Here is a 14,306-nt window from a genome sequence, read left to right as displayed (position 1 = left end):
CTGCATCATGTACAGCGAGATCGTCAGCTGCAGCAGGTTCACCACCCCGCTGAACAACGCCACCGCCGTGAACTGGCCGCGACACGCCCGGATCGAACGCGACAAGATCGTGTCGGGCGGCGGCGCCACCATGGGAGTCGCCGGTGGGCGGTTCATGAACGGCCTTCCGCAGGCGCGGGAGTACGGACGAGCAACATTTTCTTGCCGGTCTCCGAAAGGTTTACTGCCTCGATGCCAGCCTTAAGGGCAGGCTGGTTTACCGTTCGTCACCGGCAGGCGGGCGCAGGACACCCTCGCGGCCCTGTTATCATGGATCCGGATTATCCTAGGTTTAGTTTTGAAGACGATGCGAGTTCTTCCTCGCTCACCACCACAGCCGCTCCGGCCCTGGCACGGGGCTTGCGCGCGGCACGGCGTCGGGGTTCCCTTGCGGCAATTCGCGTGATCGGGAGACTTCCGGATGCTTCGTCGTGACCTCCTGGCCGGGGTGGCGGCCATCGGCGCCGCCGTCGGGGCTGGCCGTCCGGTTCTGGCCCAGGCGCCCGCGGCCCCCCCGGCCGCGCCCGCCGCCACTGGCACTGCACCGGCCGCACCCGCCGCGCCGCGCGTGCTGAAGTTCATTCCCCAGGCCGACCTCGCCGTGGCCGACCCGATCGTGACCACCGCCTACGTGTCGCGCCACCACGGCTACCTCGTCTGGGACACGCTCTACGGCTACGACGAGGACTACAAGCCGCAGCCGCAGATGGCGGAAGGGCACAAGGTCGAGGAGGACGGCAAGCGCGTGACCATCACGCTCCGCGAGGGGCTGAAGTGGCACGACAACAAGCCGGTCACGGCCGCGGACTGCGTGGCCTCGATCCGCCGCTGGAGCGCCCGCGACGCGCTGGGCGGGGCACTGATGGCCGCCACCGAGGAACTCTCGGCACCCGACGAGAAGACCATCCTGTTCCGGCTCAAGAAGCCGTTCCCGCTGATCTTCGACGCGCTGGGCAAGCCCGCCACCCCGGTCTGCTTCATGATGCCCGAGCGACTGGCCAAGACCGACCCGGCCACGCCGATCAAGGAGATGATCGGCTCCGGCCCCTTCCGCTGGGAGGCGGCCGAGCGCGTGCCGGGATCGCGCATCGTGTATTCCCGCTTCGAGGGCTACGTGCCGCGCAAGGACGGCACCACCTCCTGGACCGCCGGCCCCAAGGTCGCGAAGTTCGACCGGATCGAATGGACCGTCATCCCCGACGGCGCCACCGCCAGCAATGCCCTGATCGGCGGCGAGATGGACTGGTGGGAACAGCCCACCCCCGACCTGCAGCCGGCGCTGCGCCAGGACCGCAACGTGGTGGTGGAGATCCCCGACCCCACTGGCCTGTGCGCGCTGGCCCGCTTCAACTTCCTCCACCCGCCCTTCAACAACCCGGCCATCCGAAAGGCCCTGCTGGGTGCCGTCAGCCAGGCCGACTACATGACGGCGGTGATCGGCGATGACCGTTCCCTGTGGCGCGAGAACGTGGGCTTCTTTCCGCCCGACACGCCCATGGCCAGCGACGCCGGGATGGAAGCGATCACCAGCAAGCCCGACTATGACAAGGTGAAGGCCGACCTCAAGGCCGCCGGCTACAAGGGCGAGAAGATCACCCTGATCGCGGCCTCGGACTTCCCCTCGCTCAACGCCCTGGCGCAGGTCGGCGCCGACATGTTCAAGAAGTGCGGCATGGAAGTGGAGTTCATCTCCACCGACTGGGGCTCGGTGGTGCAGCGCCGCGCCAGCCGCGAAGCGCCGGCCAAGGGCGGCTGGAGCGTGTTCTTCACCTTCTTCGCGGGCCTCGACATCTTCAACCCGGCCGTCAGCCAGGCGCTGCGCGGCACCGGCGACAAGGCCTGGTTCGGCTGGCCGACGATGCCGAAGCTTGAGGAACTGCGGAACGCCTGGCTCGACGCGCCCGACCTCGACACCCAGAAGAAGCTCGCGGCCGAGGTGCAGAAGCAGGCCTTCGAGGACGTGCCCTACCTGCCGCTCGGCCAGTACTTCCAGGCCACCGGCTACCGTCGGAACCTGAGCGGCGTGCTCAAGGGCATGCCGCTGTTCTGGAACGTCGAGCGCACGGCTTGAGCAACCGGCCCCGGCCTCCTGCCTCCGGCGGGGCAGGGGCCGTGCGTCCCGCCACCGGCCGCACGGCCGCTGCCCCGGGGACGTTTCCGCCCTGATCCCTGGCTGATCTCCCGCTCGCCGGCCCCGCGGCCACCCCGGGTGCCACCCCGCTGCCACCCCGCTGCCACCCCGCTGGCACGATGCATGCAAGTGCGCCGGCACGGGGGCGGCCGCGCGCCGCCCGGCCCATCACCCGCCGCATCGCGGCCGGCGCAGGAGATCACATGGATCGGCGTAGCTTCCTCAAGGCCGGCACCGGCCTCGGTGGGACCATCCTGGCCGCCGGTGGGTCCGGCCGCTCCGCGCTGGCGCAGCCCGCCGTGTCGCGCGGCGCGGCCGCGGGCACGCTGCGCTTCGTGCCGCAGAGCAACCTCGCCAATTTCGACCCGATCTGGGGCACGCAGTTCGTGGTCCGCAACGCCGCCACCATGGTGTGGGACACGCTCTACGGCGTCGACAGCCGCATCCGGCCGCAGCGCCAGATGGTGGAAAGCGAGGAAACCTCCGCCGACGGCCTCACCTGGACCTTCCGCCTCCGTCCGGGCCTGCGCTTCCACGACGGCACGCCGGTGCTGTCGCGCGACGTGGTGGCGAGCCTGAACCGCTGGGCGGTGCGCGACCCCATGGGCCAGATGATCCGCGCCATCCAGCAGGAACTCGTGGCGGTGGACGACCGCAGCTTCCGCTGGGTGCTCAGGAAGCCCTATCCGAAGCTGCTGCTGGCGCTGGGCAAGACCAACGCGCCCATCGCCTTCATCATGCCCGAGCGGATCGCGAAGACCGACCCGTTCCAGCAGATCAAGGAATACGTCGGCTCCGGCCCCTTCCGCTTCCTCACCGACGAGTGGGTGCCCGGTGCGCAGGCGCATTTCGCCCGCTTCGACGGCTACGCCCCGCGGGAGGAAAAGCCCGACTGGCTGGCCGGCGGCAAGCACGCCCTGGTGGATCGCATCGAGTGGAAGGTCATGCCCGACCCCGCCACCGCCGTCGCGGCCCTGCAGAACAACGAGGTGGACTGGTGGGAGAACCCCATCACCGACCTCGTGCCCGTGCTGCAGTCCAACCCGGACCTGCGCCTCGACATCGCCGACCCGCTGGGCAACATCGGCGTGTTCCGCATGAACCACCTGCTGCCGCCCTTCGATAAGCCGGAGGTCCGCCGGGTCGTGCTGATGGCGATCGACCAGGAGGACTGCATGCGCGCCCTGGTGGGCGAGGACCACAAGCTGTGGCGGCAGGTCGGCGGCTACTTCACCCCCGACACCACCCTTTACACCGAAGCCGGGGGCGAGATCCTGAAAGGCCCCCGCAACCTCGACGCCGCCCGCGCCGCGCTCAAGGCCTCGGGCTACGACGGCACGCCGGTGGTGATGCTGGTGGCGCAGGACCAGCCGATCGTGAAGACCCAGGGCGACGTCACGGCCGAGGCCCTGCGCTCGGTGGGCTTCAACGTGGATTACGTCGCCACCGACTGGGGCACCACCGGCACCCGCCGGGCCAGCAAGTCGCCGGTCAGTCAGGGCGGCTGGAACATCTTCTTCTCGTGGTTCGGCGGCGCCGACTGCGCCAACCCTGCCGGCTATTCCGGTATCCGCGCCAATGGCGATGGGGCCTGGTTCGGCTGGCCTTCCAGCCCGGCCGTGGAAAAGGCGCGCGACGAGTGGTTCGACGCCACCGACGAGGCCAGCGCCAAGGCCGCCATCGACCGCCTCAACGCCGCGGCGGTGGAGGACGTGGTCTTCGCGCCCACCGGCTTCTTCCTGGCCTATCAGGCTTGGCGAAAGAATGTATCCGGAGTCATTCAGGCACCAATGCCTATCTTCTGGGGCGTGTCCAAGGCATAATCAATCATGCTTTCCTACATCATCAGACGCATTCTCGCGACGATCCCGGTGATGGTGATCGTGGCGCTCTTCGTCTTCTCGCTGCTCTACTTCGCGCCGGGCGACCCGGCCGCGGTGATCGCGGGTGATCAGGCGACCCCCGCCGATGTTGAGCGCATCCGCGCCACGCTGGGCCTGGACAGGCCCTTCCTCGTCCGCTTCGGCGAATGGGCCTGGCACATCATCCAGGGCGACCTCGGCACCTCGATCTTCACCAACCTGCCGGTCAGCACCATGATCGCGCAGCGCATCGAGCCGACCCTGTCGCTGATGGTGCTGACGCTCCTGATCGCCGTGGTGATCGCGGTGCCGATGGGTGTCGTGGCCGCCTGGAAGTCGGGTTCCTGGGTGGACCGTCTGGTGATGGCCTTCGCGGTGCTGGGCTTCTCGGTGCCGGTCTTCGTGGTGGGCTATATCCTGGCCTACTTCTTCGCGCTGCGCTTCGGCTGGGTGCCGGTGCAGGGCTACACCCCCATCGCCAACGGCGTCTGGCCCTGGTTCAAGAACCTGATCCTGCCGGCCGTGGCGCTCGGCAGCGCCTATATCGCGCTGATCGCCCGCATCACCCGCGCCACCATGATGGAAGTCCTCCAGCAGGACTACGTTCGCACCGCCCGCGCCAAGGGCGTTGGCCAGCGCGGCATCCTGTTCCTCCATGCCTTGAAGAACGCCGCCGTGCCGATCGTCACGGTGATCGGCCTGGGCATCGCGCTGCTGATCGGCGGCGCCGTCGTGACCGAGAGCGTCTTCGCCATCCCCGGCCTCGGCCGCCTGACGGTGGACGCCATCCTGCGCCGTGACTACCCGATCATCCAGGGCGTGGTGCTGCTGTTCTCCTTCACCTACGTCATCGTCAACCTCTGCATCGACTTGCTCTACACCCTGTTCGACCCGAGGATCCGCTATTGAGCACCACCGTCCTCGCGCCGCGGAGCACCGCGGCCGCGCCCGTGATGCCCGACATCATGCCCGTGGCGCGCGCCCGCCGCGGCGCCTGGGGCTTTATCCGGCGTCACCCCACCATCGCGCTGGGCGGCTTCCTGCTCGCCCTGCTGGTGCTGATCGCCATCTTCGCCCCCTACCTCGGCACCGTGGACCCGACCGCGCTGGCGCCCGCCCGCCGCGTGCGGGAGCCCTCGGCCCAGTACTGGTTCGGCACCGACATGCTGGGCCGCGACGTGTATTCGCGCGTCCTTTACGGCACCCGCGTGTCGCTGATCGTGGGCTTCGGCACCGCCTTCTTCGCCTCGATCATCGGGCTGGCCATCGGCCTCTTCGCGGGCTTCGTGCGCTGGGCCGACAGCATCATCATGCGCGTCATGGACGGGCTGATGTCGATCCCCTCGATCCTGCTCGCCATCGCGCTGATGGCGCTCAGCCGCGGCTCGGTCGGCAACGTGGTGCTGGCCATCACCATCGCCGAGGTCCCGCGCGTGTCGCGCCTGGTGCGCGGCGTGGTGCTGTCCTTGCGCGAACAACCCTACGTCGACGCCGCCGTGGCGTCGGGCACCCGCACGCCGATGATCATCCTGCGCCACATCCTGCCCAACACCGTGGCACCGATGACGGTGCAGGCGACCTATATCTGGGCCGCCGCCATGCTGATCGAGGCGAGCCTGAGCTTCATCGGCGCCGGCACCCCGCCGATCATCCCCTCCTGGGGCAACATCATGGCCGAGGGCAGGGCGCTCTGGCAGGTGAAGCCCTACATCGTCTTCTTTCCCGCCGCCTTCCTGTCGCTCGCCGTTCTCGCGGTGAACCTGCTCGGCGACGGCCTGCGCGACGCGCTCGACCCGCGCGCGGCCAAGAGGATCTGAACTGATGGCTCTACTCGAGGTCGAGAACCTCCAGACTCATTTCCGTACCCCCGACGGCGGCGTGAACCGCGCCGTCGACGGGCTTTCCTTCCACGTCAACGCCGGCGAGACGGTGGCGATCGTGGGCGAGTCCGGCTGCGGCAAGTCCGTCACCTCCATGTCGGTGCTGCGCCTGATCCCCGAGCCGCCGGGCAGGATCGCGGGCGAGATCCGCTTCAACGGCCGCGACCTGCTCAAGCTCTCGGACCGCGAGATGCGCGACATCCGCGGCAACGAGATCGGCATGATCTTTCAGGAGCCGATGACCTCGCTGAACCCGGTGCTCACCATCGGGCGCCAGATCGGTGAGTCGCTCCGCCTCCACCAGGGCATGACCGGCAAGCAGGCCGAGAACCGCGCGATCGAGATGCTCAAGCTCGTCGGCATCCCGGCGCCGGAGCGGCGCGTGCGCGAATACCCGCACCAGCTCTCCGGCGGCATGCGCCAGCGCGTGATGATCGCCATGGCGCTGGCCTGCAACCCGAAGCTGCTGATCGCCGACGAACCGACCACGGCGCTCGACGTCACCATCCAGGCGCAGATCCTGGACCTGATGCGCGACCTCAAGCACCGCGTGGGTGCTGCCATCGTGCTGATCACCCACGACCTCGGCGTGGTGGCCGAGGTGGCGGAGCGCGTGATCGTCATGTACGCCGGCCGCAAGGTCGAGGAAGCCTCGGTGCAGGAGCTCTTCCGCGCACCCAAGCACCCCTATACCGAGGGGCTGCTCGGCGCCGTGCCGAAGCTGGGTTCGTCCCTGACCGGCGAGACCGAGCGCCTGGCCGAGATCCCGGGCCTCGTGCCCAGCCTCAAGACCAAGATCCAGGGCTGCGTCTTCGCCGGCCGCTGCCCCAAGGTCACCCAGTTCTGCCGCGAGGTCGCCCCGGCGCTGGAGCCCAAGGCCCCCGCGCACCTCGCCGCCTGCCATTATTCCGAGAAGGAGGCCATCGCCGCATGAGCGTCGCCCCCGTTTCCACCGGGACCCGTGAACAGCCGGTCCTGGAGGTCCTGGACCTCAAGAAGCACTACCCCCTGCGCGGCGGCTTGCTCGGCGGCGTGAAGGGCTACGTCTACGCGGTGGACGGCGTCTCCTTCCACGTCAACCGCGGCGAAACCCTCTCGATCGTCGGCGAATCCGGCTGCGGCAAGTCCACCGTCGGCAAGGCCATCCTGCGTCTCTTCGACATCACCGACGGGCAGGTGGTGCTGGAAGGCACCCGCATCGACACCATGCCGCTCGGCACGCTGCGCAAGCGCCGCCGCCAGATGCAGGTGGTGTTCCAGGACCCGTTCTCCTCGCTCAACCCCCGCATGCGGGTGCGCGACATCCTGGCCGAGCCGATCCGCAACTTCGGCCTGGCCAAGGACGGCGCCGCGCTGGACAAGCGGCTCAACGAGTTGATGGACACCGTCCGCCTGCCGCGCGAGGCCATCAACCGCTGGCCGCACGAGTTCTCCGGCGGGCAGCGGCAGCGCATCGGCATCGCCCGGGCGCTGGCCGCCGACCCCAGCCTGATCATCTGCGACGAGGCCGTCTCGGCGCTGGACGTTTCGGTCAAGGCGCAGATCGTCAACCTGCTGGGCGACCTGCAGAAGGAGCTCGGCCTCGCGCTGCTGTTCATCAGCCACGACCTCGCGATCGTGGAGCACATGACGCACCGGGTCGCGGTGATGTACCTGGGCAAGATCGTCGAGGTCGCGCCGCGGCGTGAGCTCTTCGCCGCACCCAAGCACCCCTATACCGAGGCGCTGCTCTCGGCCGTGCCGGTGCCTGAGCCCGGCGCGGCCCGCAAGCGCATCGTGCTGAAGGGCGACGTGCCGAGCCCGATCAACCCGCCCTCGGGCTGCCGCTTCCACACCCGCTGCCCCTACGTCTTCGACCGCTGCCGGGTGGACGAGCCGCGGCTGCAGCCGACCGAGAGCGGGCATTTCGCGGCCTGCCACCTGCATGACCTGCCGGCGGCCGAGAACCCGCTGGCCCGCAACACGCCGCTCGCCGCGGCCTGAACCGGCGCCCGGGCCGGCGGCACGGAACCGCCGGTCCGGACACTGCGGGTCCAAGGCCCCGGGCTCAAGCCTCAGGGGTCACGTCCCGGCGGTCACGCTCCGGGTGTCACGCGCTGGGGCTCGCGCCTCAGGACACCGTAGGCGGTGGAGCCGGGGGAGGGCGCCCTTGCCGCCGGCGGAACCCCCGGGCAAGGATGCCGCCCCTCGTTGCCCGGGCAAGGAAACGCCGATGACCCCGATCCGCCATCCCGCCCTCGTGCGGCGCCTCGGGTTGCTCACGCTGCTGGCGCTGGCACCCGCGGGCGCCGGGGCCCAGACGGCCGCGGACAGCCAGCCGCAACCCCAGGTCGAGACGCGAACCGCAGCGCCGATCCCCGCACCTGCCAGTCCCGGCACTCCCGTCCAGGCCATCCAGCCGGGCGTGATCGTGGTGGCCGCCGAGGCACGCCGACGCCTGCCCGCCACCGTGTCCGACGCCACCGTGTCGATCGAGGTGCATGGCCGCGACATCCCGGCCACGGCCAGCGCCCTGGCGCAGCGGGCGACCACGCTCCTGAACTACCTGCGCGCCCAGGGTGCCGAGCGCCTCCGCACCGAGAGCACGAGCTTCGACCCGGAAACGCAGGAAGTCCGTAACCAGCCCAACCGCATCACCGGTTATACCGGCCGTACCAGCGTGTCCTTCCGCACCGTGCCGGACCGGCTGCCGGCGCTGCTGTCGGGCAGCCTGGAGAATGGCGGCTCCGGCCTCGCCCAGTCCGGCTCGTCGCCCAGGGAGGAGGAGGTCGAGGCGGCGCGGGAGGAACTCGCGGCCGAGGCCACCCGCACGGCGCTGCGCCGCGCCGGCGCGATCGCGAAGGCGGCGGGCACCGCGCTGGGCCCCATCGCCCGCATCGAGGTCGACCCCGCCGCGATCCCGAGGCCGCCCGTCTATGGCAACCTGGCGATGGCCAGGGCCGTGCCGCCCCCGCCTATGGCCACGGAGGCCGGGGAAAGCGAGGTCGTGGCGCAGGTCCAGGTCACCGTCCGGCTCGGCGCGCCAGCTCCCTGACACGCATGGCGGGGCCGGATCACGCCCGCTTTCGCCGGACGTGCCACGCCGCGTGCGGGAGGGCAGCCCGCGAGGGCGGCGGCCGGTTGCGAATTATTCTCACGGCCTCAATGCCTTGACGCGGCGCGGCCGGTGGCGCGACCCTTCGGCGTCCATCGAATACAGTGCCAGCCGGCACCCTGCACGAGGAAACGCGCGATGCCCCAGGTTTCGCTCAGCGTGAACGGCACGCGTCACACGGTCGAGGTCGAAGGCCGCACCCTCCTGGTGGAACTGCTGCGGGAGAAGCTGCGCCTCACCGGCACCCATGTCGGCTGCGACACCAGCCAGTGCGGCGCCTGCGTCGTCCACGTCAACGGCGACAGCGTGAAGAGCTGCACGCTGCTGGCGCTCCAGGCCGACGGCGCCGAGGTCCTGACGATCGAGGGTCTCGCCGCGCCCGACGGCACGCTGCACCCGATGCAGGAGGCCTTCCGCGAGCACCACGCCCTGCAGTGCGGCTTCTGCACGCCCGGCATGGTGATGTCGGCGATCGACCTGGTGAACAAGCACCCCGAAGGCCTGAGCGACGCCGAGATCCGCCACGGGCTCGAAGGCAACCTGTGCCGCTGCACCGGCTACCACAACATCGTGGCGGCAATCGACGCGGCGCAGCACGTGATGCACGGCCGCGTCACCGCCCAGGCCGCCGAGTAAGGGGGGAGGGAACGATGTACGACTTCGCCTACCACAAGCCCGGTAGCGTCGCCGATGCCGTGGCGCTGCTCGCCGCCGACCCGGACGCCAAGGCGATCTCGGGCGGCCAGACCCTTCTGCCCGCGCTGAAGCACCGGCTGAACCGTCCGTCCTCACTGGTGGACCTGAGCGGCATCGCCGAGCTGCGCGGCATCCGGCGGGAAGGGGACGCGCTGGTGATCGGCGCCATGACCCGCCACCGCGAGGTGGAGGAGGACGCGCAGGTCCGGGCCGCCATCCCGGCGCTGGCGAAGATGGCCGGCATGCTGGGCGACACGCAGGTCCGCAACCGCGGCACCATGGGCGGCAGCCTGGCCAACAACGATCCGGCCGCCGACTACCCGGCGGCGGCGATGGCGCTGGGCGCCACCTTCGTGACCGACCGGCGCGAGATCGAGGCCGACGACTACTTCCAGGGCATGTTCACCACGGCGCTGGAGATGGACGAGCTGCTGGTGGCGATCCGCTTCCCCATCCCCGAGAAGGCCGGCTACGCCAAGATGCGCAACCCCGCCTCGCGCTACGTCATGGCCGGCGTCTTCGTGGCGCGCGGCCCCCAGGGCGTGCGCGTCGCGGTGAACGGCGCCGGCCCCGGCGTGTTCCGGCAGACCGAGATGGAAGCGGCGCTGACGGCGAACTGGTCGCCCGAGGCCGTGGCCGCGATCCGGCAATCGCCCGACATGCTGAACGACGACATCCACGGCGGCGTCGAGTACCGCGCCAGCCTCGTCACCGTAATGGCCAAGCGCGCCGTGATCGAGGCGGGCTGAGCCGGCCGGTGGGGTGTCCGACGGGGCGCCCGAGGGGGCGTCCGGGCGCCTCCAAGGGCATCCGTGCTGCGCTGCGGCTACGCGGCGCGCCCGTCAACAGGGAAAAAGCACGCTCGTTGTCTTTCGGCTGGTAATCGCCGCAACACCGTGCCAGCATAACCAGACCGGCCCAGCATTCCCGTATGGGTCGCGCGAGTTGCGTAGGCGAAAGAAACAGTGTTTCCCGACAACGACCCTCAGGGTGGCACCGGCTCCGTTGAAGCCGAAGTCAAGTGGTACAACGGTCGCAAGGGCTTCGGCTTCGTGCTTGGCCCCGACGGACAGGACGTGTTCTTCCACGCCTCTGCCCTGACCGAAGCCGGGATCGAGCCGCCCGAGACGGGCGACAAGCTCGTGTGTGAAATCGGTACGGACCGCCAGGGTCGTCGTCTGGTCACGCGCATCTCCGAGCTGAAGAAGGGTCCCGGCGGTCAGGCTGGCGGCGGTTTCGGTGACCGTCCCCCCCGTCGTGACTTCGGTGACCGTCCGCCCCGCCGCGACTTCGGCGACCGCGGCGGCTTCGGTGGCGGCGGCGGCTTCGGTGACCGTCCCCCGCGTCGCGACTTCGGCGGTGACCGTGGCGGCTTCGGCGGCGGCGATCGTGGTGGCTTCGGTGCCCCGCGCGGCGGCTTCGGCGGTGGTGACCGCGGTGGCTTCGGCGGCGGCGACCGTGGCGGCTTCGGTGCCCCGCGCGGCAACTTCGGCGATCGCCCGCAGCGTGGCGGCTTCGGTGGCCGTGACGAGGGTGGCCCGAGCTACCCCATCGGCGGCACCGTGAAGTGGTTCGATCAGGTTCGCGGCTTCGGCTTCGTGACGCCCGACGATGGTGGCCAGGACGTGTTCCTGCACTCCTCCGTCCTGCAGCGCGCCGGAGTCCAGGATGTCCAGCAGGGCCAGAAGGTCGCGCTGGAAGTCCGTGATGGTCAGCGCGGCCGCCAGGCCGTGGTCCTCAAGGACAACTGATCCCCGGCCTCCGGGCCCAGGATCAAACCCCGGTGCGGAAACGTGCCGGGGTTTTTCTTTGCCTGCCGCCTTGCGGAGCCTCGCCACAGCGGCAATGCTCCTACTGACATGTCAGAGGGTGAGGCGACGGCATGACAGAAGACGGCGGTGCGCTTCCCCTCACGCTCCAGGCGCTGCACCAGTTGCGCCAGGAAATCCTCAGCTGCGACCTGCTGCCCGGCGCAACCCTCTCGGAAACTGCGGCCTCGCAGCGCCTGGGCCTGGGCAAGGCGCCGATCCGCGCCGCGCTGGCGCGGCTGGCCGAGGAAGGGCTGGTCGGCTCGGTCGCCCGTCGCGGCTGGGTCGTGTCGCTGATCACCATCCGCGACATCCACGAAGTCTTCGACCTTCGCCTGCTGCTGGAGCCCGAGGGTGCCCGCCGCGCCGCCGCCCGCACCGATCCGTCGGCCCGGCGCCAGTTGGAAGCACTGCTCTCGGCGGAAGCGCCGCCGGACAGCCGCGCCCTGCATCAGGCCATCGCCGTGCTGTCGGGCAACACCCGCCTCGCGCAGGGGGTCTCGCGCCTGCTCGACGAGTCCTCGCGCATGCTGGCCTTCGCCGCCCGCCACGGGACGGACCTGCCGGAAGAGCCGGCGGACCGCGCGGCGCTGCTGCAAGCCGTGGCGGAGGGACGGGGGGTGGAGGCCGCCCGCCTGATCTACGACCGCGTCTGGTCGCTGCGCAGCGCCGTTCTCGCGGCCCTCACCGCGCCCGAGGCCGCCACGCCGGTGTGACGCGCCGGAACCCGGGAAACCGGCGCTACGCCGCTCCCCCAGCCGCCGCCGCTTGCGTCGCCAGCGCCTTGCGATACCCGAAGGCGCGGTCGAAGCGCCCGAGGATATGCGCCCCGGCGGTCACCGGCTCGTACAGCGCCTCCGCCTCGGGCGCGCCGAGCGCCCGCGGGTCCACCGTCGCGCCGAAATCCGGGTCGTAGAAGGTCGCGATCGAGAAGCGCTCCCGGCCCGAGCGGTTCAGCACCCGGTGCGGCGTGGAGGCGAAGCGGTCGTTGCTCCAGCGCGCCAGCAGGTCGCCGACGTTCACCACCAGCGTGCCGGGCAGGGGCGGGGCCTCGATCCAGTCGCCGCTCTGGCGCTCGCGCACCTGCAACCCGCCGTTGTTGTCCTGCCAGAGCAGGGTGATGCAGCCGAAATCCGTGTGCGGCGCCAACCCGAACTCATCCGCCGCCGAACCGGCGGGCTGCGGCGGGTAGTAGATCGCCTGCGTCCGCTGCAGCGGCTTACGGTAATGCGCCGCGAAGAACTCCGGGCTCAGCCCTAGGCTCACCGCCACGGCCGAGAGCAGCGACGCCCCGGCCCGGCCGATCTCGTGGAAGTAGTCCGCGAAGGCCGGCTGCATCGCCGGCGCGAAATCCGGCCACTGGTTCGGCCCCCGCAGCGGCTCGCCAGCCCGCACGGCCGGGTCGCTTTCCGGCAGCTCGAGGCCCAGGCTGAAGAACTCCTTGCGGTCGGCGTGCCGGGCGCCCTCCATCAACGCGCCGCCCATGGCGTGCCAGCCGCGGTGCAGCTTGTTGGCGGCGACCCGTCGCTTCTGCGCCTCCGGCAGGCGGAAGAAGCCGGCCGCCGCAGCGACGGCCGCCTCGATCACCGGCTCGGGCACGCCGTGACCGCTGATGTAGAAGAAGCCCGGTCCGGTGCAGGCCGCACGGATCGCGGCGCCGGTCTCCTCCAGGGCGCCCGCTCGCCCGGCGCGCAGCGCGGTGACGTCGATCACGGGCAGCGTGGCACTCATGGGGGAACCTCCAGGGAGGAACGTCGAAAGCTTCGCGGGGCAGCTTTACGTCCGCCTTCCACTGGGTCAACCTCGCCCGTAACGATGGCGTGACACACGCGCCGCGCACGGCCGAACGGCAGCCTCGGGGTCTAGGACCCCACCCGGAGAGCGACGATGACGGACCTTCCCGCAGACGCGAAGCGCGGCGAGCGGCCCGCCCATAATCCTGAGCGCGCGACGCCCCTCAGCCGCCCCTTCAGCCGCCGCCCCGTGCTGGCGCTCGCCGCCGCCTCGGTCGCGGCGCTGGCCGCCCCGCGCCTGGCGCGCGCCGCCGACGCGCTGGCGAAGGCCAAATCCGCCGGCACGCTGACCGTGGCCTCGGAATTCCACTTCGCCCCCTTCGACTTTACCGAGGCCGGCAAGCAGGTCGGGCTCAACGCCGACCTCTTCGCCGAAATTGGCAAGGAACTCGGCGTCAAAGTCGTCTTCCAGGACCTGCCCTGGGAATCCGTGCTGCCCGGCCTCGATGCCGGCCGCTACGACATGGTCGGCGGCCCCGCCACCATCACCAAGGCACGCTCCGAGCGCTACCGCTTCACTGCCCCCATCGCCGAGGCGACGGTGGCCTTCATGAAGCGTGCCTCGGACAAGACCATCAACAAGCCCGAGGACGTGGCCGGCAAGGCGGTGGGCTCCGGCAAGGCCACCTCGCAGCTCCAGCAGATGCAGGCCTTCGTGGACACGCTGCCCGGCAAGGCCGAGGTGCGGGAATACGTGTCCTTCTCCGAGGCCTATGCCGACCTCGCCGCCGGCCGCATCGTGGCCGTGGGCAACTCGCTGCCCAACATCGCCTATACCGCCAAGCAGCGCCCCAACGTCTTCGCGACCGTGCTGCCGACCTTCGGCACCAAGAGCTATTTCGGCTTCCTCGGCCGCAAGGACGAGGATAGCAAGCCGCTGCTCGACGCCATCGACGCCGCCATCGACAAGATGCGCGCCGACGGTCGCCTGGCCGCCGCGCAGAACAAGTGGTTCGGCCAGAGCTTCGACGTGCCGGCCCGGGTCACCGACCCCGCCGTCTGA

At 70.4% G+C, this 14,306-nt stretch carries 13 protein-coding genes; 12 read left to right on the top strand and 1 reads right to left on the bottom strand.

The features are described from left to right. Nucleotides 1-460: 460 nt before the first annotated feature. The 11 genes from ACFFGY_RS21890 to ACFFGY_RS21840 all read left to right on the top strand — a co-directional run bounded on the left by ACFFGY_RS21890 (nt 461) and on the right by ACFFGY_RS21840 (nt 12,226). Nucleotides 461-2,110, top strand: a complete 1,650-nt coding sequence (locus ACFFGY_RS21890; RefSeq protein ID WP_377046666.1) for an ABC transporter substrate-binding protein — start codon at nt 461-463, stop codon at nt 2,108-2,110. Between the two features lie 263 nt (nt 2,111-2,373). Further along, nucleotides 2,374-3,993: an ABC transporter substrate-binding protein gene (locus ACFFGY_RS21885; protein ID WP_377046665.1), complete on the top strand. Its 1,620-nt coding sequence runs from the start codon at nt 2,374-2,376 to the stop codon at nt 3,991-3,993. A gap of 6 nt (nt 3,994-3,999) precedes the next feature. Continuing rightward, complete coding sequence (locus ACFFGY_RS21880) at nt 4,000-4,941, top strand: ABC transporter permease (protein WP_377046664.1); 942 nt, start codon at nt 4,000-4,002, stop codon at nt 4,939-4,941. Then, nucleotides 4,938-5,849: an ABC transporter permease gene (locus ACFFGY_RS21875; RefSeq protein WP_456316181.1), complete on the top strand. Its 912-nt coding sequence runs from the start codon at nt 4,938-4,940 to the stop codon at nt 5,847-5,849. The genes ACFFGY_RS21880 and ACFFGY_RS21875 overlap by 4 nt, the downstream gene beginning before the upstream one ends. Before the next feature lie 4 nt (nt 5,850-5,853). Next, nucleotides 5,854-6,846 carry an ABC transporter ATP-binding protein gene (locus ACFFGY_RS21870; RefSeq protein WP_377046663.1) on the top strand — a complete coding sequence of 331 codons (993 nt, stop codon included), beginning with the start codon at nt 5,854-5,856 and terminating at the stop codon, nt 6,844-6,846. Beyond that, nucleotides 6,843-7,895: an ABC transporter ATP-binding protein gene (locus tag ACFFGY_RS21865; RefSeq protein WP_377046662.1), complete on the top strand. Its 1,053-nt coding sequence runs from the start codon at nt 6,843-6,845 to the stop codon at nt 7,893-7,895. The genes ACFFGY_RS21870 and ACFFGY_RS21865 overlap by 4 nt, the downstream gene beginning before the upstream one ends. A gap of 229 nt (nt 7,896-8,124) precedes the next feature. Beyond that, nucleotides 8,125-8,946 (top strand): SIMPL domain-containing protein, encoded by an 822-nt coding sequence (locus tag ACFFGY_RS21860; RefSeq protein WP_377046661.1) that lies wholly within the window; start codon nt 8,125-8,127, stop codon nt 8,944-8,946. 198 nt (nt 8,947-9,144) lie between these two features. Continuing rightward, on the top strand, nt 9,145-9,642 hold the full coding sequence (locus tag ACFFGY_RS21855; RefSeq protein ID WP_377046660.1) for a (2Fe-2S)-binding protein: 498 nt from the start codon (nt 9,145-9,147) through the stop codon (nt 9,640-9,642). Nucleotides 9,643-9,656: 14 nt separating this feature from the next. Beyond that, nucleotides 9,657-10,451 (top strand): FAD binding domain-containing protein, encoded by a 795-nt coding sequence (locus ACFFGY_RS21850; protein ID WP_377046659.1) that lies wholly within the window; start codon nt 9,657-9,659, stop codon nt 10,449-10,451. Between the two features lie 216 nt (nt 10,452-10,667). Beyond that, nucleotides 10,668-11,453, top strand: a complete 786-nt coding sequence (locus ACFFGY_RS21845; protein WP_377046658.1) for a cold-shock protein — start codon at nt 10,668-10,670, stop codon at nt 11,451-11,453. Nucleotides 11,454-11,584: 131 nt separating this feature from the next. After that, nucleotides 11,585-12,226 (top strand): GntR family transcriptional regulator, encoded by a 642-nt coding sequence (locus ACFFGY_RS21840; RefSeq protein WP_377046657.1) that lies wholly within the window; start codon nt 11,585-11,587, stop codon nt 12,224-12,226. 25 nt (nt 12,227-12,251) lie between these two features. On the opposite strand, the gene ACFFGY_RS21835 is transcribed toward ACFFGY_RS21840, so the two are convergent. Next, complete coding sequence (locus ACFFGY_RS21835; protein ID WP_377046656.1) at nt 12,252-13,241, bottom strand: isopenicillin N synthase family dioxygenase; 990 nt, start codon at nt 13,239-13,241, stop codon at nt 12,252-12,254. 156 nt (nt 13,242-13,397) lie between these two features. On the opposite strand from ACFFGY_RS21835, the gene ACFFGY_RS21830 reads away from it, so the two are divergent. Then, nucleotides 13,398-14,306, top strand: coding sequence for a transporter substrate-binding domain-containing protein (locus ACFFGY_RS21830; RefSeq protein ID WP_377046655.1), 909 nt, complete (start codon nt 13,398-13,400; stop codon nt 14,304-14,306).

Origin of the sequence: Roseomonas elaeocarpi, assembly GCF_042433915.1 — a bacterium.
Taxonomy (GTDB): domain Bacteria; phylum Pseudomonadota; class Alphaproteobacteria; order Acetobacterales; family Acetobacteraceae; genus Roseomonas; species Roseomonas elaeocarpi.
The sequence above is the reverse complement of the archived record's forward strand: the minus strand, read 5'-3'. Positions and strand labels throughout refer to the sequence as shown.